This window comes from Novipirellula caenicola (assembly GCF_039545035.1).
Taxonomy (GTDB): Bacteria; Planctomycetota; Planctomycetia; order Pirellulales; family Pirellulaceae; genus Novipirellula; species Novipirellula caenicola.
Genome location: NZ_BAABRO010000034.1, coordinates 18,261 through 41,822 on the forward strand (window position 1 = coordinate 18,261; position 23,562 = coordinate 41,822).

The following is a 23,562-nucleotide window of genomic DNA, read 5'->3' on the forward strand; positions in this document are numbered from 1 at the left end:
GTCGCGAATACAAACTGTCATCGATACCGAGCCGACGTGCAACCTTGATGCCAAAGAGGGCAAGAGAATTGTAGCCAATCCGCCCGCGATCACGCTCGTTGCAGAGTGGCCGGTAGGCACAAAGGACTGAAGAATCGCCAGCGTTACTTGGCGGTTTTGTGCCGCGTTTTGTTAGCAAAGCGCCGCGAGCGGGCGGCCGAGTCCGTGAGCCGCTTGCGAGTGAGCGGTCGGGTTGCACGTACTGCCAAGTGGCGTGTGCCCGATACCATTTACTTTGGGTAGCGGCACCCGGCGGGGCCCGTCAGGTTGCGGCGTGATAAAACGTTCGAAATGGACCGGGCGGCTTGCGCCGCACCGCTATAAACTTGCGTGGCACCGCGAGTGACGTCGATCGTATCGGAACACTATCGCAGCGATTCTTGCTGCAGCGAGTGCCACAACCGAGTGATTTTGTCCGACGCACGACGCAGTAGCGGGTCGGTTTTGTGGTTTAGTTCCACCTCCACTCGCAATCCGGCGGGCAGCACGTTTGCGGCATGCTCGTCCAAGCTGACACGGCCGACAAAATGAGGTTCCAGCAATCGCAGGTCACGATCCGAAGCGGAGTCCGAAGCCGTATCGGGACTTTGCACGCTGAGTGGTCCTCCTTCGATCGACGCCAGCGATGCAACGACCAGCCGATCGGTCGCTCGCGGTTCGAGTTTTTCAAAGTAGGCCGTCGCGTGGCGGTGCACGTCGTACCGCACAAAAACGTTGTTTCCCACGGCGGGACGAGCTTGTTCAATCTGCGATTGGCTGACCACCGCCATCACCTCTTTGTCCTCGGGCAGTGCGACCGTCAGCAACAAGTCGCCTTGATGAACAAACTTGCCCACACACTGATCAAGGCCGCGAGTCATCACGACGCCGTCGCGAGGCGCGGTGACTCGCAATGAATCACATTGCTGTGCAATTTGGTCGTATTGTTGTTGAACCGATTTTAGATGGTCCTGCAAAACTATCCGCTCGCTCGTTTCCTTTTTGTCGATTGCTTGCCGAATTTTGATTTCAATCTGCTGTTTTTCGATCTGCAGTCGATCGCGATGATGGGTCAATTCACGGTTTTCGATCTCCATCAACAGATCGCCCTGGGCCACGGAGTCTTGGTCGCGAACGTAAACGTGACGAACAAAGCCATCGACGCGGCTGCGAACCCGTGTTTCAGGAGCAAAGCGAACCACGCCCGCGGCATGAGACGATGTGGGAATCGGCATCCAGCCAACCAATGCAGCCGTTGCAGCGGCCAATCCACCGCCAACGACACAGGCTCGGCAAAACGCGGCGAGATCCGTCTGCAGCAAACTCAGTGCACTGCGAGCATAGCGTTTCAGCGGACGCAGGAAAAACATCCAAATTCCTAATGCCGCCAATACGATTCCGGCTCCGGAAAACATCGTCGACGCGGCAAGCAGCAAGGTCGCACAAATGACGATCCGCCAAAGCAGTGCGGCAATCCCATAGACCAGTACAAAACACCGACGCCATCCGCGTAGCGAACTGATCGGCGGTGCCGTCCCCACCAACATTCGGCGAAACAACTGCTCGACCGCTTGCGACGAAACCGAATACAAGTTGGGAATTTCCAACCAATCCGACAACATGTAGTAGCTATCGAAACGCATCAATGCATTTGCGTTGAACAAGATCGTCGAGATTCCGGCGGTAAAGACCAAGCGGTGCAGTAAGAACGAGAGCGACGGGGAATCCACCAAGGACCACACGATCAGAGCGACCGATGCGATCACCAGTTCGACGTACATTCCGGCCGCCGAAACGGCGATCCGCGACCACTTGCTATTCAATCGCCAACAACTGGTGACATCCACGTAGGCCAACGGAGCGAACAGGACAAAGACCACGCCGACTTCGCGTGCATGAGCACCCTGTCGATGGCACGCGACCGCGTGGGCCAATTCATGAACGCACTTCAGCGCCACCCAGAACGATATCAGCCAAACCCAATTCGAGCGACTCCAAACCTGCGCCGACTGATCCCAGAAACGGTCCCACTGAAACGCCATGCAGGCGATCCCCGCAACCATCAGCAGGATTCCCAACACCATCGCAGCGGGAGAAAACACCCCGCGCAGCGAATCTGCGATCGCCGCAATCCAGCGCTGCGATGTCAGCAGCGGCACTTTCATCCAAAAGGGATTTAGCGAGGCAAGCGAAAAGCGGGACTCGGTCGCTCGCGATTCGCCATCATCGGTTCGCGGCGGCGAATCACCCTCGACCAAGTACCCGAGTTCGTTTTCGAGCAACCAGTGGACGATCGATTGGGCTTGTTCGGTCGTCGGTGCTTGGCTGCCCAGCGTTGCCGCGGCAAGTCCACACGCTTGCGGGACAGTCGTATTGCCATCCAACAGCGACAAAAAGACGTACTCGTGGTAACCGACGTGGAAAAATTGGTGTCGCGAAGGGATCTCGATGCGATACACCGTCTGGCCGCGCTGCTGGATTGGCCAGAAACGCAGATCCGAAGCTAGCCGAATCGGTTGCTCGGCCAAATCAATGGTATTGGGATCTCGTCGCGACATCGGTTACCACCCGATCATCGAGCGAAGGGACGCGTACAACCGATGGAACAAAACCCAACCTAGCGGATGACGATCGCTTTTGACCCAAGCATGCCCCCGCATCCCGGGACGCATCACATTCTCGGGATCTTGAATCTTGGACTCGGCAATGAATACGTTTTGATGGTTCTTCAATTCCGCTTGCGGATGAACCCGTTGAATCTTGCCCTCGACCGGGTGTCCGGGCAGCGCATGTAGTGTCACCTGGACCGGCATCCCCGAATCGACATAGGGAAACTCGCGTTCGTCGACGGCAACTTCAACCATCATCTCGCCCAGCGGCGCGATTTCGAACAGCGTGTCTCCTTGTTGCAATGGCGCACCGACACTTTCGTGGTGATCACCGCTGACGACGATGCCATCGATCGGGCTGCGGATTTCCAAGTTTCCTCGGTGATATTCCAACAGATCCATCTCGAGTTTCAGGCGATCCGACTCGAGTTCGGCAATCTTACTGGCTGCGAAATCGTGCTGGACGACATGCCGATTCCGCTGCTGTTTGGCACCACTCCATTCGGCACGAAGTCCGGCTAATTTGTACTCGATCTCTCGTGCGTCAATGCGAGCGACCAAATCGCCTTCGCTGACACGATCCCCGGGGCGAACGAATGTTTTTTCCAGTGGACCATCGATCGGCGAAGCGAGGTAGCGTCGTGCGATCGGCTGTAACTCGCAATCGCAGCGAACGTGGTAGTGAACCGGAAAACACATGATCCCGCCGATCACGATCGCCGCGTACAACGCGATTGGACCGCGAACTCGGTCGCCAAGTTCGGCGATGCGTCGAACGAGCCGCTCCAACCAACTCGGGGTCGAACGCTCGATCGATTGAAATTTGCTGAGCACGGGAAACCGCAACACATCCATCAATTGCGTGGTCACCGAGCGATCGACGTCATCATCCAGCACAAGCAAAACGCCGCGGATGTCACCATCATCGTCGCTTAGACAGACCGCTGTCAAACGATGGACATCAGCAGCGTTGACGAATTGCGACACCGCCATCAGCGAATGGCGATTCGTATGATCATGGATCGGCCAGTGACTCCAATCGCCTCGCATTGCGATTTCGTCAATCGCGGCGGTCAGCAGTCGGTCTGATTCCGTTTCGCGTGATGAGTCCCGCGAAGGGTACTGTCCCACGATCTGCATCGGGTGTGTCGCATCGTTATCCGCACCGACGGGACGCCATGCCACATACACGCGTGATGCCGCTAGCGTCTGACCAAGCTGGTTTGCAACATCGTCGGCGGCTTCGTTTAAATTGGCGCGAGAATCCAATTGCAACTGCAGCTCAATCGCAACGGACAAAACGCGCAGTCGGTCATCGATCAAACCAGCCGCGTTGGTACTGTTAACGAACGCCCCGCCATCGTTTTGACTTGACGATCGTTCGTGATCGCGCAGCGGTCCCGAATCGCCCGCAAGCGATGTCGATACGTACGGCTGGTTCGGCGGTTTAACCGGCATCAAAACGGGTCCAGCAAAGACTAGCGAGGAGAATAACCCATCGATGGTGACGCATCGAAATGGCTAATACTGGGCGTCCGGTCGCCAACCACCCCGTTGTTCCCAGCGGCGGTGTCAGGGTAGTGCCAGCGAGCCACAACCCCGCTTTGCAATTGACGGTCCGGGTTGGGAATGCGGATTTTGACACGCACCGAACCGCTCTCTGCGTCGGCGACGGGCGAGACATATTCGATCACTGCGGCCGTGGGGACTGAGTTGTGTCCAACCAACAACGTGACTTGTTGATCGACTGCAAGCTGTGATGCCGCATCGAGCGGAATCGAAAAGACCGCTTTCAGATTATTGAGCTGCACAATTTGCATGACCACCGGGTCGGTGGGCGAGACGAATTCGCCTTGGTCTTTGCGAATTTCGACCACGACACCCGCGATTGGTGATTCGATGCGACGTTGTTTGATCTGTGCCTTGACTCGCTCGTACTCAAGCCTTCGCACCTCGAGTTCTTCGTTGATCGATTGCAATCGAGATTTGGCTTGCTGGTATTCGGTTTCACTGCGGTCAAGTTCTCGCACCGAAGCGTTGCCTCGTTCACGCAGCTCTTTGTAGCTGGCCAGTTGTTTTTGACGACTTTCGAGTTCCAAGGTGGCCCCCAGTCGTGAGCCGGTTGCGTCTTTGGCCGACTTCGCGACCTCTAAAGATGCTCTTAGCACCGAGTCGTCGAGCTGGGCGAGCAATTGAGTCGGATAGACCTCGTCGCCCTCGGTGACCCGAATCTCGGCGAGCACCCCGATCTCGGCTGCCGGCACGTCGACGCGTTTATAGGGCTCGGTGAAACTCTCGGCTTCGCCCGCCATCACGACGCCCGCGGTCAATAAACTCGACGACACCATCCACGTGGTCATCAGTGCAAATGAAATGCGGTGGGAAGTTAGGTTCATGGTCAAAATTCCATTTCTGACGAAGACGATTTGCAAACGTTATCGATGCGTTTGAAACGCCGAATCATTCGCTAAAGTGTTTTTCGCTGTCGGTCGGCTGTGAGGTCGTGGAGGAGATTTGGGATCGTTTATTGGGATTGGCGATGCTGAGTCTTGGGGATCTTTAGCAAGATCCACTACGTCGGGGCTTGGGGATCTTTAGCAAGATCCACTACGATTTCTTTGTCGCCGTAATAGGGTGGCGGTTTGGTTGTCTTGTTGCAGCAATCGCAATCGCAGCATGGCGTCGCGGCGTTGTTGATTCGTTTGGGCTTTTTGTAGTTGTCGCTTGATTTTGGGCATGCAGTGCGGTGCGTTGGGGTCGGATCGCAACAGTGACCGTGCGATCCATGGGGCGTGCAGCCGAATCAAATCGTCTTCGGCCGAAATGTAGATCCGAGCCGAACCGGGGTCACCACAACGGGCACCACGTCCGATCAATTGCCGGTCGACGCGAGCGAGTTCACTTCGTTGCGACACAATCACGTGAAGCCCTCCGAGTTCGCGTGAAACCGAGTCGAGGGCGATGTCGGTGCCTCGTCCCGCCAAATTCGTCGCCACGGTGATCGCCCCGGTTTGTCCGGCACGCCCGATAACGCTGGCTTCGTCTGCGTCTTGGACGCCATTGAGCAGTTCGAACTTCAAGTCAAGATTTTCTAGTGCGTTGGCCACCGCATTGCTCTCGCTGATCGCCGAAGTGCCGATCAACACAGGTCGTCCGAGCTGATGCAGTTGTTGCGTTTCCTTGGCAATCGCCTGCCATTTTTCCTTCATCGTGCGGGTCACACAGTCAGGCAGCATGACACGCCGGGTGGCGATTCGCAGCGGAATGGGTTGGACGGGTAATCCGTAAACCGATGCAAATTCACGTTCACAACCCCGCGCGGTACCGGTCATGCCCGCGATCGATGGGTAATAGCGAAAGTAACGCTGCCGAGTGATACGCGCCAATGACCGTGTTTCGGTGGTGATCGGAAGTCGCTCGGCCGCCTCGGCCGCCTGGTGCAATCCGCCAGACCACGTTCGGTCATCAAAGATGCGGCCCGTGGATGCGTCGACAATTTTGATCTTTCGATCACAGACGACGTAGTCGACATCACGCCGAAAAAAAGATTTGACGCGAATCGCAAGGGTGACGTATTCGTGCCAAGGACGAACGAGATGTGGATGCACCGCCAAATCGCGGTCTTTGTATACCGTTTGAAATCCGGATTCGGTTAGCTGGACGATCCGCTGCGACGCATCGACAACATAATGACGATCGCATTCCAGTCGTTTCGCAACGACACAGGCGATCCGGTGCAGTTCGGCATCGGTCGCCGGTTGATCACTACGGCTGCTAAGAATCAACGGGGAAACCGCATCGTCGATCAACACGTTGTCGATTTCGTCAATGATGGCGGCATGCAGCGGTCGCTGAATCTTTTCGCTCATTGGCAACCGGTTTCGAATCCGGTCATACACCGCAAACGAACCATCCCCGATTGCAATTTGGTCACGCAGATAATCGAATCCAAATGCGTGAGCGGGACCATAGGTGACATCGGCTTGGTACGCTTTACGGTTGGCCGACGAGTCCGCTTGTTCGGTCAAGATTCCGGTGGTGACTCCTAAACGTGAAAACACAGGGTTCAATTTTTCTTGGTCTCGCTGGGCCAAATAGCAGTTGGGGGTGATCACGTGAACGCCACGTCCGGTCAGCGATTTCAAAAACGCAGGCAAGACGCCCGACAGCGTTTTCCCCTCGCCGGTCTGCATCTCAGCAACCGCATCCGATGCGATCACCAATCCCGCATGCAGTTGGACGTCAAACAGTTCGATACCAAAGGTTTGGCGAATTGATTCGATCACCACTGCGGCGGCGGGGGTGAACAAGGTTTCGATCGGTTGTGAGCGGGCAGCCCAGCGAAGCTGATCGGTCAACGCGATCAAGTCCTCGCGCGAAGCATCCTTCAATTCGAGCGATCGTTCACGTGCGGCGGCGATGTGTTGCCGCACCCAATTTTCGCAGCCAATCCGTCGCGACGTCGCTTCCGCCTGCTTCGCTCGACTGGTGGGATTCCAAAACGAAGCGATCATGGCGCCCTCTCTGACGGACCACTCGTTTCATACCAACTGCCCATCAACGTCTCTTCGTCAAACGATTCGTTGCCATACAGTTGGTCCGCGGAGTCACGGTCAAGGTACGAGTCGGCCGCGCCGATTTCACCCGTGACATCTTGGGTGGAAAAATGGTCGAATCGCAGCAACATCCCCATGGCTTTTCGCAAATTCACCCATGACATCACATAGGCAACCTGGGCGTTGACATAGGCACGTTCTTCATCGGCAAGTCGCTCTTGAGCATCAAGCAGGTCATCGATTAACAAGATGGCGGATTCGTTGGGATCGGGCAGCAATTCCCATCGCTGCTGCAGATAATCGACCTCGCGTTTTTGCGCAACGATCGATTGCTGTTTCACCACCATCTCGGCGAACGCGGTTTGCGTTTCACGCGCGGCGATCTCGACCTCGGCAAACGCCACCTCGGTCGTTTGTTGGAACTCGTACATCGCCCGCGTCATTTCCAGCCGGCTGCGATTCAACCTAGCACGACTGGCACGATTTCCGGCCGGCAATTCAAACAAGAATCCGGCTGCGTACGTGGGTCGGCCATCGCTAAACTGATTTTCAAACGCTCGCAGCGAACTGCGATCACCATCAAGTCCCGCGACATAGCTGCTAAGGATCAAATCCAATCGCGGCAATACTTGATTGCGAGCGGCTCCCACACGTGCCGAAGTGGCTTGGATCTTGCGAATCGACTGATTGATGTCCGCTCGGTGCTCTAACGCGGTGAAGACCGATTCACGCAGCGACAATTCCACCGGGATCGTGAAGGGATGATCCTGGGGTGTCAGTTCTTGCTGGTCGGCGAATCGTAGTTGCTCACTGCCGGTCAACATTCGCAGCCGCGATTGAGCATTGCGAATGCGAGCTTCGGCTCGAATCAAATCGGATCGACGTCCCGCCACCGCGACACCGGCGCGCAAGATTTGACGTTGTTGTGAATCGACGCCTTTTCGCGACAACAGAATTTGGTACAGATGGTTCGCCGATTCGAGTAGTCGGCTGCGCTGCAACCAATCGGCGCGAGCTTGAAAGAGGTCCCAGTAAGCGCGAGCCACATCGACAAGATGGTTTTCGAGATTAGCTCGGACCTCGGCATTGATCTCGCCAACTTCCAATTGCGCCAACAGAATACGCGTCTGATTGAACGTTGTTCCGCGATCTTTCATCAACGGCTGCGTAAAACTGAATTCAAGCCGTGTTGTGCCTTGCGGGTTTGGCGTCAAAAAGGTTGAGTTGTTTGCTTGGTAACCGGCCTGTTGTGACATTTCGAATTGCCCGCCCGCTCGCATTTTCCGGCGAAGACCTGCGGCGCCGCTGAGCGTTTCGTCACGGAATCGGTCCGAGTTGTCTCCGGTGGTCAATCGGCTGCCGACCGGATCATTGGTATCCGCGAACTTGGATTCGACAAAACTGAGCGAATCAAATTCGGCGTCCGCAATGGTGATTTCGGTACGCTGAATCTGCGGCTCGGTCAGAATGGCTTGGATGTAGGGCGACGAGACCAACGCCATCTCGATCAGCGAGTGGATGTCGACGGGCATCGTGTTCTCGGCCAACCCGATCGAATCACCCACCGGCGTTTCCCACCACATCGGCGCCACGGGTTGAACAGGAATGTCAGACGTGTCGCTAGCAAATTGATTCGGTACGGTATCGGGCAGCAGCGTCGCCCGGGCTCGATAGGGATCCAGCGAGCTGACGGCATGGTTTTCCGTCGCACTTTGCAGTGCATCGACTCGCGCATCGACCGGATATTGTGCGTGCGCCAGGGTGCATGTCATCGCAGCGAACGCCAGCCCCCAGGATCGCATTGCAATCCGAGGCAACAGGAGACGGCCGAGGGATCGGATGCTCCGTTGTCCAGTCGTTTCGTTGAACCGTTTCATACGAGTCTGCGGCACGCGGGTCGCCCGGGAATGGATATCGGTTTGTGTGGGGATCGTTTCCACCGCTGCAGTCACCGCCAGCGGCAGTGGCTGTCGCTGCCATCGGCAGTGGAGCGGAATGATCCCACCATCCCTTTGGATCGGCACAACATGCAGATTGGAAACAGACGGATGCACCGAAAATCGGTGGACGAGCTCTGAATGGCGTTAACACCTGATTAGCCGGCACAATCGTCACACCTTAACTATCCACCCATGTTTATCTTGTCGAGCAAATCCGTCCTGACCGTTAGCCATCGGGTAGCCTTCCAATGGTCAGTTAGCGTTACAAATCAATGCTTGAATTTTCACGTAACCGATACGAGTCACACCTGATGTCCCTATCAACCCGCAATTGGTGGCAGCGAACGCTGTTGACGCTTGATCAGTTGACGGATGGGACTCGGAGTATCATCAAGGGGCCGGTGTCTCGCCGCTCGTGGCAGCGTGGAATCGATCTAGCGCCGCTGGAACCCCGTATTTTGTTTAGTGCTGCGCCCATGGACGTGGCTGCAATGGAATCGGTCGACGATTCCGCGGTGATGGTAGCCGAGGTTGACGCCGGGGCGACTGATTCAGCCGCTGCGGATGGGGCATCGCAAAATCAAACCACTCAAACCGCGTTTGAGATCGTGGTTCTGGATTCACGAGTCCAGAATCTAGACCAACTGCTCCAGGATTTGGGGCAATCCGAGCGAAATATCGAATTTTTTGTGTTGGACGCCGAGCGTGACGGCGTCGATCAAATCAGCGACATCCTGGGTTCGCGTACGAATGTATCGTCGCTGCACATCGTCTCGCACGCCGAAGACTTTGCCGTGCGGTTGGGCAACACTTGGCTGGCCAGCGAGAATTTAGACGGATATGCCGGAACGATTGCGGGATGGCACTCCGCGTTGACCAGTGATGCCGACATCCTGTTTTATGGATGTGACTTGGCATCCGGTGAGAGCGGCCGCAGCTTGATTGACGCAGTCAGCACCTTAACCGGGGCCGATGTCGCCGCCAGCGATGACGACACGGGATATGCCGACTTTGGTGCCGATTGGGACTTGGAATATCGCACCGGGGCGATCGAGTCAGATATCGCGTTTAGTGCCGAAGTGCAACAGAATTGGGTCGGCAAGTTGGCCACGATCACGGTCGACACATTGGTCGACGAGCAAATCGCCAATGGTCTGACCTCGTTTCGCGAAGCGATCACATTAGCGACCGCCGGGGACACCATTGTGCTCGGTGCAGGCACTTACAATCTGACCATTGACACGCTTGAGATCAACAAGAACTTGACGATTACCGGCGCGGATGCGCGTTCGACAATCATCGACGGCAGTGCGTTAGGCAAACGCGTCTTTGAACTGCAAGGAACCAGTGTGGTCACGATGTCGTCGATGACGATCCAAGGTGGCGATGAGAGCAACGGTGGCGGGATCTACGTCAATGATTCAAGCACGTTGAATCTATCGGACGCTGTGCTGCAGAACAATTCAAGTAATGATGGCGGTGCGATTCACGTCCATGGAACTGCCAACTTACAACGTGTATTGTTGTTCAATAACAATGCTTCGGGCAAAGGGGGGGCGATCAATTTCCACGGCGCCGATGGTGGATCGTTAACCAACGTTACCATCAGTGGTAATACGGCTAGCAGCGATGGCGGTGGCCTGTACACCGATACCAATATCACGATCACCAATTCAACGATCACATTGAACACAGGTGATAAAGGCGGAGGGATCTTCAACAGTGGTGCGGTGGTAACGATATCCAACACGATCGTGGCGGGAAACACCGGAGTCAACGGCAATGCCGATGTGATGGGGGCGTTTTCCAGCAACGGATTCAACTTGATTCAAACGGTGGGTTCGGCGACTGGATTCGGTTCCGATATCACTGGAGTGAATCCCAATCTCGCCGCGCTCGCAAACAACGGCGGGCCGACAAACACGCATGCAATTGGTACAAGCAGTGCCGCCTACAACGCAGGCACCGCAACCGGTGCCCCTTCAGTCGATCAGCGCGGCGTATCCCGGAATGGGACGATTGATATCGGAGCCTATGAGCACATCGCGGTTTCCAGCATCCTGCTCAGCACCGATGAAACCGTGTCGGGCAGCGGAGCCCCCGGGTTATCCGGTTGGGATGCGGGTGAGGTGATTGATTTTGGAAGCATCAATAGCCTCGATCCTGTGGCAGGCACGACCGACGGCACTTTTTCAAGCTACTTCAATCTGTCCTCGTTCGTCACCGGCAGCGCCGATATCGAGGCGCTGCATTACGTGACCGAAGACATCACGATTGGCCAAAACACCACGATTACGTTGCAAGCAGGCGACGTTCTATTTGCCACAGCCAACACCGAGAATCTCGTTAGCACGAATTCATTAACGGTCTCAAGCAGAGATTTGGTGATCTTTCGTCCTGACGTTGTCGGCGATTACAGTCAAGGGACATTCCAAATCCTGCTAGACAATCCGACGGGATACAGTTTCCACGCGGTCACCTTGATTACCCAGAACACACTTGTCGGTGACGTCATGCTCGCCAAAGGGAGCTTCCTATTGGCGCATTCCGATGAGGATCATGAACATAAAATTCGATACTACACTCCGGATAACGTCGGAAACGGATCCACGTCGGGAACGTTACAAACGCTGATCAGCGAAACATCGATTTTGGACGGCGAGATTCAAGGGCTGGAACTAATCGAACAGAGCGTTGATGTCGGCGGGCATACGCTTAGCGCGGGTGAAATTTTAGTTTCGCTCAGAGATGGCGGCACCGTAGGCAGCAACAACGTTGCAGTGACTGGCAACGACATTTTTTCGCTCTCGGTGACTACCACCGACTTGGGATCCCCGTCATCCAACTTTACCGCCACGCTTGTCATGGATGGTTCGGATGTGGGGTTGAATACGTCGTCCGAGAAGATCTATGGTTTTTCATTGTCGAGACCTATGGCGGATGCGAACACCGCTCCCGTGATCAGTAGCAACGGAGGCGGTGCAACGGCAGCGATCAACGTCATCGAAAACACCGTCGCGGTGACAACCGTCGCAGCAACGGATTCTGATGTTCCGGCGCAAACGTTGACGTATTCGATCAGCGGTGGAGCGGATGCGACGAAATTTACGATCAACAGCTCGACGGGTGAATTGAGCTTCGTGACACCACCCAACTATGAAGTTCCCGGGGACGTTGGCGGCGACAATGTGTACGAAGTTACGGTTTCGGTCAGTGATGGCACCCATTCGGACAGCCAAGCGATCACCGTGACCGTGACCGATGCCGACGAAACATTGTCGGCATCAAATGAGTTTTTGGTCAACGACGAAGTCGGCGATCAACAGATCACCAGCGCCGAAGACCGTGGCAATCAACAGGCGGTGTCGATGGCCGCCGATGGCAGTTACGTCGTCGTGTGGACCAGTCTGAACCAAGACGGATCAGGCAAGGGGGTCTATGCCCAGCGATTTGACGCAAGCGGATCGGCGATCACGTCCGAGTTTCGCGTCAACGAAACGATCACTAACGATCAACAATGGGCCAGCGTGGCATCGGCGTTCGACGGCACGTTTGTGGTGACGTGGACAAGCAATCAAGGAGCGACCGGGGACGACATTTATTACCGGCGATTCGCTGCCGATGGCACGGCGTTGACAGGCGAACTGGTTGCTAACACCACCACATCGGGAACTCAAAAGAATTCGATCATCGACATGAACAGCCTCACCGGCGAATTCGTGATCGCTTGGCAGGGCAACGGAACCCAGAGCGGTGAGAGCGATTCGGCGGGCATCTTTGCTCAACGGTTCGATGCCGACGGAGCCGCAGTCGACAGCGAATTCCGGGTCAACAGCAGCACGTTCGGAACCCAATACGATGCTGCGATTTCGGTCAATACCAACGGCGACTTCGTCATCGCTTGGGACGATTCGTCGGGAGTTCATTTCCAACGATTCGACAGCAGCGGCAGTGAACAGGGCAGCCAAGAAACGGTATCAGGTAGCACCTACGCTGGCAACGCTGCCTTGGCGATGCACAGCGACGGGTCGTTTGTCATCGTGTGGCGGCAATCAGGCACCCTGACTCCTAACGATGTTTATCTGCAGCGGTACAACAGTGCAGGAAACACGGTTGGCTCGACGCAAACGGTCGCGACCACCTCTAGCTTTGATCAAGAAGATCCTTCGATCGCGATGGACGAAAATGGAAACTTCATCGTCGTTTGGGAGGGCTACGGATCGCAGTCCGGACAATCCGATTCGTCGGGAGTCTTCGGCCAGAAGTACCTTGCCGATGGCACAGAAATTGGTAACGAATTCCGAGTGAACGAGAGTACTTCTGGCACGCAGAGCAGGGCTTCGGTTGCGATGCTGGATGTCAACAATTTCGTCGTCGCATGGAGTGGGGCTGGGGATCAAACCGGTGAAGTTGACTCCAGCGGCGTCTTCGCTCGGCAATATGGAACCGCAGGGACGAATACCGCTCCCACCGTCACGCTGACCAACAAACTCGCCTCGTTGGCGGAAGATGCCGACACCGGCTCGAGTATCAAGATTTCGGATATCGTGATCGCCGACGACGGCAACGGGACCAATGTGCTTTCGTTGACGGGGGATGACGCCGGCATGTTTGAGATTGTCGGTGGTAACGAATTACACTTAAAAGCGGGTGTGACGCTCGACTTCGAGACCAATCCCTCGCTTGAGGTAACGGTCCAAGTGGATGATTCGCAAATTGGCGTCACGTTTGAGGATTCGGATTCACTTTCCATCTCGATTACGAATGTCAACGAAGCGCCCACGGTCACGCTGACTCCCGTCGTCACAACAATGGGCGAGAATACCGACACCAGTTCGGGCAGCACGAAAGTCGCCGACATTGCCATCACCGATGATGGAACGGGTACGAATGATCTTTCGCTGACGGGTGACGATGCCGCCATGTTTGAGATCGTCGGCGGTAACGAATTGCACTTAAAAGCGGGTGTGACGCTCGACTTTGAAACCAATCCCTCGCTTGATGTCACCGTGCGTGTCGATGACACGTCCATCACGGGAAATCCAGACGACTTTGCCGCCTATTCGGTATCGATCACCAACCAGAACGACGCACCGGTGATCGGCGGAACGGCCAACCATACGATGAACGACAACGCCACCAAGGCGGTGTTTGACAGCCTCACGATCACCGATGTGGACGGCGACAATGTGACGATCGCCATCACACTAAGCGGCGGAAACACCAATGGATCCTTTACCACAGCGTCACTGGTGGTCAGCGGATTCAGCGATGATGGTGGCGGCGTCTACTCGCGAACCGCTTCCACGGCGGCAGCGGCCCAATCCGCGATTCGCCAATTGGTATTTGATCCGACCGAAAACCAAGCGGCCGTCGGCACCGCGACCTCCACCACAATCAACATTACCGTGGCCGATGCATCCACGGATCACTCGAAAAACATTGTCGTGGACGCCACTTCCATCAACGATGTCGCCACGGGAAAACCTGCCATCGTCGGAGTCGCAGCTCAGGGACAAACATTGTCCGCCGACACCAGCGGCATTGCCGATGCAGATGGCTTAGGCAGCTTTGTCTATCAATGGACGCGTGACGGCAGCGCGATTGCCGGTGCCACCGCAAGCACCTACACCCTTTCGGCTGCGGATGTTGGTCATGCGATGCGAGTTTCGGTTAGTTTTACAGACGCCCTCGGATCCGCCGAAGGACCGTTGGTCAGCAACGCGACCGCAAACGTGGTGGGCGTCAACACCGCTCCGGTGATGACCAATACGCACGTCACTGTGGTTTCGGGCCAGCGATCGGAATTTGGATCCAACGTGTTCCGAAGCAATGCCGTCGACATTGATGGCGATGCATTGACGGCCGTGTTGGTGACGCCGCCGGCAAGCGGCAGTTTGACCGTCGATCCGAGTGGCCAATTTGTTTACACATCGGACTCGGGATTTACCGGAACGGTCAGTTTTCAGTGGAAGGCGAACGATGGAGCCAGCGACAGCAACGTTGCGACGGTGGTGATCAACGTGCTTCCCGCAGCGATTCCGTTGCCACCGCCGCCGAGCACCACGCCCGAACCAGACACCCGGCCGGAACCCGAAGTGGACGATGGTAATAGCGATAGCGAAAACGACGCAGACAACGATTCCGAAAGCGAAACGGCCAATGTCAGCAACGTTGACATGGCGGGAATGCAGAGCGAACAAGAGGAGCGGTTCAGCGACACGAGTGAAACGCAAAACGTGATCGAGTTTTTGCAAACCGACGATGAACCATCGGACAATGTTGCCGTGTTTACGGTTCAGTCCACCAACCAAATCATGATCGATGCCGAAGGCGACGAGGGTGGCCAGTATCGCACCGATGCATCGACGCTAAATCAACGAACCGGCACCGATGCGGAATTCAGCGAGTTGGCGATCCAGCCGATTTCGGTGGCCGACTATGCGTTGCTGACTCGCCCCGGTGAGATGTGGGATCAGCTAGACAACTATCAAAAGCAACTCGATAGCCAAATCCAAGGCGACTTGATTGTCGTAGGAACCGCCGGAGCGGCGGCATCGAGCTTTACGGTCGGGATTGTGGCATGGGCACTTCGCAGCGGCTTCCTGGTTTCAGGACTGCTTGCACACATGCCGGCATGGCGAGCGGTCGACCCTTTGCTGATCATGCAAGGCGTCGGGGTCAGTGACGATGGGGAATCACTCGAAGAATTGATGGACCGCCGTAACCAAGAGATTGACGAGTAGGAAAGCACGGGAAAAACATGAACCTATTACAACGTATACCAATCCGTATCCGCATCTCGTTCGGTCTTGTCGGACTGATGACCGGAAGTCTGCTAGTCGCCAGCGCCGTCGGTTTCTTTCCCAATGAACAGGAAGAGATCTTGCGAGGCCGTGCCAAATTGTGTGAATCGCTTGCGATTAGCGGTACCGCAATGGCGGCGTCGGGGCAAGTCGATTCGCTGCATGTGACGTTGGCGTCGATCGTCCAAAGGGACCCGCAAGTGCTATCGATTGGATTGCAAAACATCGATGGCCAAACGGTGGTTTCCGCAGGCCCGCACGATGAAACGTGGGATCCCGAAGTTAAAAACGGGATGAACCAAATGCAGGTGCCGATCTTTCGCTATGGCAAACAGTGGGGCGAATTGCAAGTTGCCTTTGAACCGACCGGCGGTTTATTGGGGTTGGATCACTGGGCACCGGCTTGGTTGTTGATCGTTTTGATCCCCGCATGTTTGCTGCAATTTTCGTTTTTCTTGCGTAAAACACTCGAGAACCTTGATCCCTCCGGAGCGGTGCCGACGCATGTCGAAAAGGCGTTGGATACGTTTACGGTCGGATTGTTCTTGTTGAATTCACGCGATCGTGTGCTGTTTGCCAACCAGCGTCTAGCGACGCTTCTGGGCTGTACGTCGGACGAATTGGTCGGAAAACGAACCAACGAACTGCAGTGGATCCTGCCGTCGGATTCGTCACAAACGCTGCCTTGGAACGATGCCAAGGAATCCAATGATTCAGTGAATGATCGAATTTTGCATTTTGAACGTGATGGTCGCATGTTGACCTTCAGTGTGAACTGCACGCCGATCACGGGACAAGGTTTTTTGGCGACGTTTGACGACATCACGTTGATCGAAGAGAACAAGGTCCAATTGGCGAATGCTCGCGACGAAGCACAGCACGCCAACGAAGCCAAGAGTGCGTTTTTGGCCAACATGAGTCACGAGATTCGGACGCCGCTGAACGCCGTACTCGGTTTTACCGACGTGCTGCGTCGTGGATTGGTTACCAATTCGGACGAAGCGATCGGACACCTGAACATGATCCACAACAGCGGCGAGCATCTGCTGAAGTTAATCAACGACATCCTCGACCTTTCCAAGATCGAAGCAGGTCGTTTGCAGGTCGAAATGATCGACACCAATATTCACGAGACGATCTCGACAGTGGCGAGTGTGCTGCAAGAGCGTGCGCTCGAGAAGAACTTGGAAGTGCAAGTAGAATTCAATTCACCAATGCCTCGTACCATGCAAACCGATCCGACACGGTTGCGGCAGGTCATCACCAATTTGATTGGCAATGCGATCAAGTTCACCGACGAAGGCGCAGTGAAAATCATTGCCGAAGTGGTGCACCAAGATGGATCGACGCCGACACTGCAAATCGCGGTCGTCGACAGCGGCATTGGGATGACGCCCGAACAGCAAAGCAAGATTTTTCAATCGTTTGTCCAAGCCGACAGTTCGACCACGCGTAAATATGGCGGTACGGGATTGGGATTGTCGATTAGCCGCCGCTTGACCGAAGCGATGGGAGGCGATCTGACCGTGACCAGCGAAGTCAATGTCGGCAGCACGTTCACGATCACGTTGCCAGTCGAGCCTGATGCGATGGAGGATGTGATCACTCCGGAAGAAATCCTGTCACAAGCAAACCAGAGTGCTGCGGCCGTATCGGCCAATGGACTGATCCGGCTGCCCGCATTGCCGGTGCTGGTCGTCGACGATGGCGAAGCCAACCGGCGACTGATCGAATTGGTGCTCACTCGTGCCGGCGCGGTGGTGACAAGTGCCGAAAATGGTCTTGAAGCGATCCGATTGATCAGTGAATCTGATTTCTCGCTTGTGTTGATGGACATGCAAATGCCGGTGCTGGATGGTTACACCGCCACACGACGTTTGCGTGAATGTGGGGTGACGACACCGATCATCGCATTGACCGGAAACGCGATGAAGGGCGACCGCGAGAAATGTCTCGAAGCGGGCTGCGACGACTTCTTGACCAAACCGGTCAACATCGACGAACTGCTCAGCCACGCGCAAGCTTATCTTGGCGAGTGCGATGCCGACGATCCAGAGACATCCTCATTCACCGACGCCTCAACCGCGGCCCATCCGCTGATCGCGGACGCAGTGTCAACGGATCAGCAACCATCGGTTCCGCCGACTAGCGAAGCGTCGACCGAGGATTCATCATCGGCCGAATCGTCGACCGAGGCAACGAAATTGCGATACGATGGCGCATCACCAATCCATCCCACGTTGCCGATGGACGATCCCGACTATCGGGCGATCACCACTGATTTCGTTTCGCGGCTGGACAAACGGTTGCAGGCGATGGAAGACGCCATTGCCAACGACGATTTCGAAACGCTCCGAGCCGAAGCACACTGGTTGAAAGGTTCCGGTGGAACCGTTGGCTTGGGGGTGTTCACCGAATCTGCGGCAAAGCTCGAACACGGAGCCGGCCAATTCGAGCGTTCTCAGTTGGAGCGTCTGCTTGACGAGATTCGTGATTTGCAGCGGCGAATCGTGATCCCGGCCGTGGACTGTGCCGATCCGCCGCAACCACCAGCAAAATTGGCCGTTCCTGAACCTCAATCCCCGGATGACCAACCGGTTGGGGATCCGATCTATTCGACACTGCCGCTGGATGATCGTGAGTTTTGTGAAATCATCATCGATTTTGTACGGCGATTGGATCCTCAGATTGCCGAGATGCGGCGGTTGGCGGCAGTCGACGCGATGAATGAATTGGTCGATCTGGCACACTGGTTAAAGGGAGCCGGAGGAACCGTCGGATACAGCGAGTTCACATCGCCTGCGTCCGCTTTGGCCGAAGCCGCACGATCGGGTAGCCAAACCGAATGCGAAAAGTGCATCGACGTGATCGCGTCGATTCGCCAGCGATTAGTGGTCCCCGTGTTGGAATGAGTTGTTACGCGACGCCGCGGCGTTGGCGGTCGGCATAATCAGAACCACCGCTTCATTTAACCTGATCCAACGACGAATCCGACGCCACCGCGTCTGCATCGCCGAGGCGTGCTTAGGTGTAAGCCATGCTATAAGAGCTTAAAATTTCTTTTACGCATTGTGACCCCGGCCATGATCAGCCCAACCGCTTCCTCGCCCACGCACGCCCACCCGCTTTCCGGCGCAACGGTCCCACTTGGTACGCATGTTGCCGCAAAGAATGCGACGCACTTGTCGGGCAAAATCATGATCGTCGACGACGAAATTGCGAACGTCTTGGTCGCCAAAAAGCATCTCGAGCAAGCTGGGTACAGTTCGTTCGAAATGACCACGGATTCTTCGGTTGCGCTCAACTTGATCTGTGCAAACCGTCCCGATGTGGTCCTGCTTGACATCAACATGCCCGACGTCGATGGGATCACGATCCTTCGCCAATTACGCGAGCGTCCTGAGTTTCGCCATTTGCCGGTGCTGATTCTGACGGCCAACAGCGAGGCGGAAGTCAAGCTGAAGTGTTTGGACCTGGGCGCGACCGACTTTTTGGTCAAGCCCGTCGATCCCATGGAACTTGCACCTCGCGTACGCAACGCTTTGTTGACGAAATCGTTTCAAGACCAACTGCAACAACACGCTTCGCAGTTAGAAGAAAAAGTCCAGCAGCGTACACAAGAACTCGAGCGATCACGCCGCGAAGTGATCTATTGCTTGGCGCGTGCGGCCGAGTTGCGAGACAACGACACTGGAAACCACGTGATTCGAGTCGGACGATTTGCCGGACTGATTGCCGAGCAGCTTGGATTGCCCAATTGGTATGTCGAAGATGTCGAGTTAGCGGCCCAATTGCATGACGTCGGTAAGATCGCGGTTCCCGATGCGATTTTGCTGAAACCGGGACGGATCGAACCCGAAGAATTCGAACTGATCAAAAATCACATTCGCAACGACGGCCCGAGCATCGAGCCGCACTCTGGCGAGGATGCGGTAACCATGCGACGGCACGTTGAAATCGGTGCAAAGATGTTGCAGGACGGCAGTTCGCTGATGCGATTGGCGGCCAGCATCGCGATGACCCATCATGAAAAGTTTGACGGCAGCGGTTTCCCGGCCGGATTGGTTGGCGAAGCGATCCCGTTGGAAGGTCGGATCACTGCGGTGGCCGACGCCTATGACGCATTAGCTTCGGACCGACCGTACAAGCAGTCGCTACCGCGGACCACCTGCTTCGAGATCCTCGACCAACAGCGTGGCAAGCACTTTGATCCCGCGGTACTGGACGCGTTCTTTCGAGCCTCGCGAGACATCGTGCAAGTTCAAGTTGAGTTCATGGACTTCTGCACGCCTGCACCTGCCTAATTCAATTCAGTCAGCAACAGCCATTTACTTCACCCTCCCGCTGGGAGGGTCGACCGCAGGATGCGGTCGGGGAGGGCTGGTGAAACCATGCTGGCACGTTCCATCTCTAACACTGCGAACCCCACCCAGAGCCGGCTGCCGCCGACTCTGACCTCCCCAAAGGGGAGGTAAACTCTGCTTTACCCTCCCGCTGGGAGGGTCGACCGCAGGATGCGGTCGGGGAGGGCTGGTGAAACCATGCTGGAACGTTCCATCTCTAACACTGCGAACCCCACCCAGAGCCGGCTGCCGCCGACTCTGACCTCCCCAAAGGGGAGGTGAATTTAGTTTCCCCTCCCGCTGAGGTTAACTAAAGTTGGGTGTCGGTGGACGGTAGTCGGATAACTTGATCGTCTTGAACCAATCGATCGTGTGCTTGAGTCCTTCAGCAAGCGGCACCTTTGGTTCCCAGCCAAGCTGCTCTTTCGCCAAACTGATGTCAGGACGACGGCGGGTCGGGTCATCCGACGGCAGCGGACGCGTCACCAATTTGCTTTTTGATCCCACCAGCGACATTACGTTTTCAGCCAGTTCGCGGATCGTAAACTCGTCGGGATTTCCGATGTTAACCGGTCCAGTGAAATTGTCTTTGTTCATCATTGCGATGATGACATCGACAAGGTCATCGCGGTAACAGAACGATCGTGTCTGGGATCCTTCGCCAAAGATCGTGATGTCTTCGCCACTGAGGGCTTGGCGAATGAAATTGGACACGACGCGTCCGTCATAAGGATGCATCCGAGGACCGTACGTGTTAAAGATACGAACAATTCGTACGTCCACATTATTGCTGCGGTGATAATCCATGAACAACGTTTCCGCTGCACGTTTGCCCTCGTCATAACAAGCGCGGATACCAATCGGATTGACGCTACCACGGTAGCTTTCGGTTTGTGGATGAACTTCCGGATCGCCATAGACTTCACTGGTACTGGCTTGCAAGATCCGTGCGCCGCATCGCTTGGCGACGCCTAACATGTTGATTGCCCCCAACACACTGGTCTTCATCGTCTTGATCGGATTGTATTGGTAGTGCCCCGGTGCTGCGGGACAGGCCATGTTGTAGATCTGATCCACTTCGAGAAAGATCGGCAGCGTGATGTCGTGTCGAATCAGTTCAAAGTTGGGACGGTCCAACAGGTGAGCCACATTGGATTTTTGGCTGGTGAAAAAGTTATCCAAGCAAATGACGTCGTGTCCGTCGTTAACCAATCGTTCGCACAGGTGCGAACCGAGGAAGCCGGCTCCCCCGGTGACAAGAATTCGTTGAATCATGCTAATTACGCTTTGAAAGTGAACGGGTATTCGTTGTCAAAGCCTAACTTATTTGCCGAGCGTTGGGCGAGCCCCAGTCCGAAAAGACACGTTCAGAAAAGACGCGTCTACAGTAGCAAATTGTCAATCAGCCGCGTCGGACCCACAAATGCGGCAATCAACGCGACCGCGGGCCGATCCAGTTCTGTTAGCGGGGCTAGGGAATCGGCGTCGACGATCGAGGCATAATCAATCTTGTCAACCGCTTTGGCCGGGTCGCCGCCACCAAGCAATTCGTGACGCATTTCGTTTTGCAGCGTCGCAACGTCCGTCTGGCCAGCCTGGACCCGCCGCTGTGTGCTCTGCAACGCCCTTGAGATTTGCAAGGCAATTTGACGCTGCTGGGGATCCAGATAACGGTTGCGGCTACTGAGCGCCAAGCCATCGGGTTCACGAACGGTGTCACAGGCGACCACGTCGATGCCGACGTTCAGGTCACGCACCATCGCTTCGATGACTTTGAGTTGTTGATAATCCTTGCGTCCAAAAAACGCATGCGTGCCCGGCAAAATCTGGAATAATTTCAATACAATCGTGGCAACACCTCGGAAATGATCGGGGCGAAACTCGCCTTCCAATGACGCGGCCACTGCGGGCGGATCCACGTAGGTGCTGAAGCCTGGCGGATAGATCAGGCTCGTCTCGGGAACGAACACCGCCGATGCTCCCTGCGACGCTAACAGCTCGCAATCTTGTTCAAGCGTTCGCGGGTATTTCTGCAAATCTTCATGCGGCGCAAATTGAGTCGGATTCACAAAGATCGTTGCGATGGTCGTATCGCAATGTTTCTGTGACTCAGCGACTAATGACAAATGACCTTGATGAAGCGCGCCCATCGTGGGAACGATGCCAACGCGTTGCCCTTTGCGACGAGCAGCATGCACGTAATCGCGTGCGGCCTCGGGAGTATCGAGTCGATCCATGTTGCGAGTGCTGGGTCCAGATGTGTTTTTAGCGTAGCGAAACTTGTGTGTGAAGTTTCGTTGGGAAGGGAGAATGTCGAAAACCTTGACGACTTGTTGATTTAGTCGTACGACGGACTTCCTAGTCCGTCGAATACACCAATGCCGGACTAGGAAGTCCATCATACGCCCCCTGCCGCAGGAAACTTCACTAAATCAACAAGCCGTTGACAGCTTCCGCGACGGTCAAACCTTCATTTTCAGTTTGGACAAAGCACTAAAACGGCGTCGACGTTGCTTCTTCGAGCACCTTTTCGCTGACATAGATCGGCAGCGCCGGAGTGAACGTCACGGCGACCGCAATCGCATCGCTTGGCCGTGAATCGATCGTGATCACTTCGCCGTCCTGCTTGCGAAGGTTCAATTGGGCAAAGTACGTGTGGTCGTTCAGATCGGTGATCACCACACTTTCGATCTTCGCGCCTAACGAATCGGCAACGCGGACAATCAAGTCGTGCGTTAACGGACGCGGTGGGTGATATTCTTCCTTCACGCGGCGATCGATGTTGGTCGCTTCGAAGATGCCGATCAGGATCGGGAACTCGCGATCTCCATCTTCTTCCTGAAGATAAATCACTTGGTTTTCAGTGAGTTCGGAAATGATGATCCGAGCGAGCTGCATTTTGACAGGCATGGGTAAACACACGAGAACGAAAAGTGTCGAAGTTGAAAAGGAAAAGGGGCCAATGGGTTTCCAATAACTCACTGGCCGACGATTGGCCTCGGCCTAAACGGTTGTGGCGTTCGCAAGCTTCCTATCCACACGCAATATACCTTGGCGAGGCCACGGCGTGTTACCGTGTCCAACGGTGAATTCGCAAAGATTTTTGACTCGGCCAGACGGTCCCCTGCACCCTAAGATTGATGCAAATCACAACATTTACTTGCTGTAGCTACGCTGCTCCGAAAACGGCATCCGGTAATTTGCTGGGTGCGGGCAGACCGATAGCGATGGCTCTTATGGACAAGGCCTTAAATATCGGCTTGTGGATTATTTGTGTTTAGGTGACGTGA

The 23,562-nt window shown here is 55.5% G+C and carries 11 protein-coding genes; 3 read left to right on the forward strand and 8 right to left on the reverse strand.

Features of this window, described 5'->3' with window-relative positions:
• Positions 1-404: 404 nt before the first annotated feature.
• The 5 genes from ABEA92_RS30325 to ABEA92_RS30345 all read right to left on the reverse strand — a co-directional run bounded on the left by ABEA92_RS30325 (position 405) and on the right by ABEA92_RS30345 (position 8,955).
• Positions 405-2,576 carry a site-2 protease family protein gene (locus ABEA92_RS30325; protein ID WP_345689458.1) on the reverse strand — a complete coding sequence of 724 codons (2,172 nt, stop codon included), beginning with the start codon at positions 2,574-2,576 and terminating at the stop codon, positions 405-407.
• A gap of 3 nt (positions 2,577-2,579) precedes the next feature.
• Positions 2,580-4,085 carry an efflux RND transporter periplasmic adaptor subunit gene (locus ABEA92_RS30330; protein WP_345689460.1) on the reverse strand — a complete coding sequence of 502 codons (1,506 nt, stop codon included), beginning with the start codon at positions 4,083-4,085 and terminating at the stop codon, positions 2,580-2,582.
• Positions 4,086-4,105: 20 nt separating this feature from the next.
• Entirely contained in the window at positions 4,106-5,023 is a 918-nt protein-coding gene (locus ABEA92_RS30335; RefSeq protein ID WP_345689462.1) for an efflux RND transporter periplasmic adaptor subunit, read from the reverse strand.
• Positions 5,024-5,221: 198 nt separating this feature from the next.
• On the reverse strand, positions 5,222-7,141 hold the full coding sequence (locus ABEA92_RS30340) for a preprotein translocase subunit SecA (RefSeq protein WP_345689464.1): 1,920 nt from the start codon (positions 7,139-7,141) through the stop codon (positions 5,222-5,224).
• On the reverse strand, positions 7,138-8,955 hold the full coding sequence (locus ABEA92_RS30345; RefSeq protein WP_345689466.1) for a TolC family protein: 1,818 nt from the start codon (positions 8,953-8,955) through the stop codon (positions 7,138-7,140). Before ABEA92_RS30345 ends, ABEA92_RS30340 begins: the two co-directional genes overlap by 4 nt.
• 479 nt (positions 8,956-9,434) lie before the next feature.
• On the opposite strand from ABEA92_RS30345, the gene ABEA92_RS30350 reads away from it, so the two are divergent.
• The 3 genes from ABEA92_RS30350 (at position 9,435) to ABEA92_RS30360 (ending at position 20,233) form a co-directional block, all read left to right on the forward strand.
• Positions 9,435-15,869, forward strand: coding sequence for a DUF4347 domain-containing protein (locus ABEA92_RS30350; protein ID WP_345689468.1), 6,435 nt, complete (start codon positions 9,435-9,437; stop codon positions 15,867-15,869).
• 17 nt (positions 15,870-15,886) lie between these two features.
• Entirely contained in the window at positions 15,887-18,841 is a 2,955-nt protein-coding gene (locus ABEA92_RS30355; protein WP_345689470.1) for an ATP-binding protein, read from the forward strand.
• Between the two features lie 171 nt (positions 18,842-19,012).
• Complete coding sequence (locus ABEA92_RS30360) at positions 19,013-20,233, forward strand: HD-GYP domain-containing protein (protein WP_345689471.1); 1,221 nt, start codon at positions 19,013-19,015, stop codon at positions 20,231-20,233.
• Between the two features lie 345 nt (positions 20,234-20,578).
• Here the strand turns inward: ABEA92_RS30360 and ABEA92_RS30365 are convergent, their stop codons facing one another.
• The 3 genes from ABEA92_RS30365 to ABEA92_RS30375 form a co-directional block, all read right to left on the reverse strand.
• Positions 20,579-21,547 carry a UDP-glucuronic acid decarboxylase family protein gene (locus ABEA92_RS30365; protein WP_345689473.1) on the reverse strand — a complete coding sequence of 323 codons (969 nt, stop codon included), beginning with the start codon at positions 21,545-21,547 and terminating at the stop codon, positions 20,579-20,581.
• Positions 21,548-21,654: 107 nt separating this feature from the next.
• On the reverse strand, positions 21,655-22,509 hold the full coding sequence (gene panC, locus ABEA92_RS30370) for a pantoate--beta-alanine ligase (protein ID WP_345689475.1): 855 nt from the start codon (positions 22,507-22,509) through the stop codon (positions 21,655-21,657).
• 256 nt (positions 22,510-22,765) lie between these two features.
• A complete protein-coding gene (locus ABEA92_RS30375; RefSeq protein WP_008690868.1) occupies positions 22,766-23,182 on the reverse strand; it encodes a bifunctional nuclease family protein in 417 nt (138 codons plus the stop codon).
• Between the last annotated feature and the right edge of the window lie 380 nt (positions 23,183-23,562).

Excerpts from the sequence above, each read along its gene's own strand:
- ABEA92_RS30355 (WP_345689470.1), top strand. The coding sequence starts at position 15,887 with ATGAACCTATTACAACGTATACCAATCCGTATCCGCATCTCGTTCGGT.
- ABEA92_RS30360 (WP_345689471.1), top strand. The coding sequence starts at position 19,013 with ATGATCAGCCCAACCGCTTCCTCGCCCACGCACGCCCACCCGCTTTCC.
- ABEA92_RS30365 (WP_345689473.1), bottom strand. The coding sequence starts at position 21,547 with ATGATTCAACGAATTCTTGTCACCGGGGGAGCCGGCTTCCTCGGTTCG.
- ABEA92_RS30340 (WP_345689464.1), bottom strand. The coding sequence starts at position 7,141 with ATGATCGCTTCGTTTTGGAATCCCACCAGTCGAGCGAAGCAGGCGGAA.
- ABEA92_RS30350 (WP_345689468.1), top strand. The coding sequence starts at position 9,435 with ATGTCCCTATCAACCCGCAATTGGTGGCAGCGAACGCTGTTGACGCTT.
- ABEA92_RS30375 (WP_008690868.1), bottom strand. The coding sequence starts at position 23,182 with ATGCCTGTCAAAATGCAGCTCGCTCGGATCATCATTTCCGAACTCACT.
- ABEA92_RS30325 (WP_345689458.1), bottom strand. The coding sequence starts at position 2,576 with ATGTCGCGACGAGATCCCAATACCATTGATTTGGCCGAGCAACCGATT.
- panC (WP_345689475.1), bottom strand. The coding sequence starts at position 22,509 with ATGGATCGACTCGATACTCCCGAGGCCGCACGCGATTACGTGCATGCT.
- ABEA92_RS30345 (WP_345689466.1), bottom strand. The coding sequence starts at position 8,955 with ATGACATGCACCCTGGCGCACGCACAATATCCGGTCGATGCGCGAGTC.
- ABEA92_RS30335 (WP_345689462.1), bottom strand. The coding sequence starts at position 5,023 with ATGAACCTAACTTCCCACCGCATTTCATTTGCACTGATGACCACGTGG.
- ABEA92_RS30330 (WP_345689460.1), bottom strand. The coding sequence starts at position 4,085 with ATGCCGGTTAAACCGCCGAACCAGCCGTACGTATCGACATCGCTTGCG.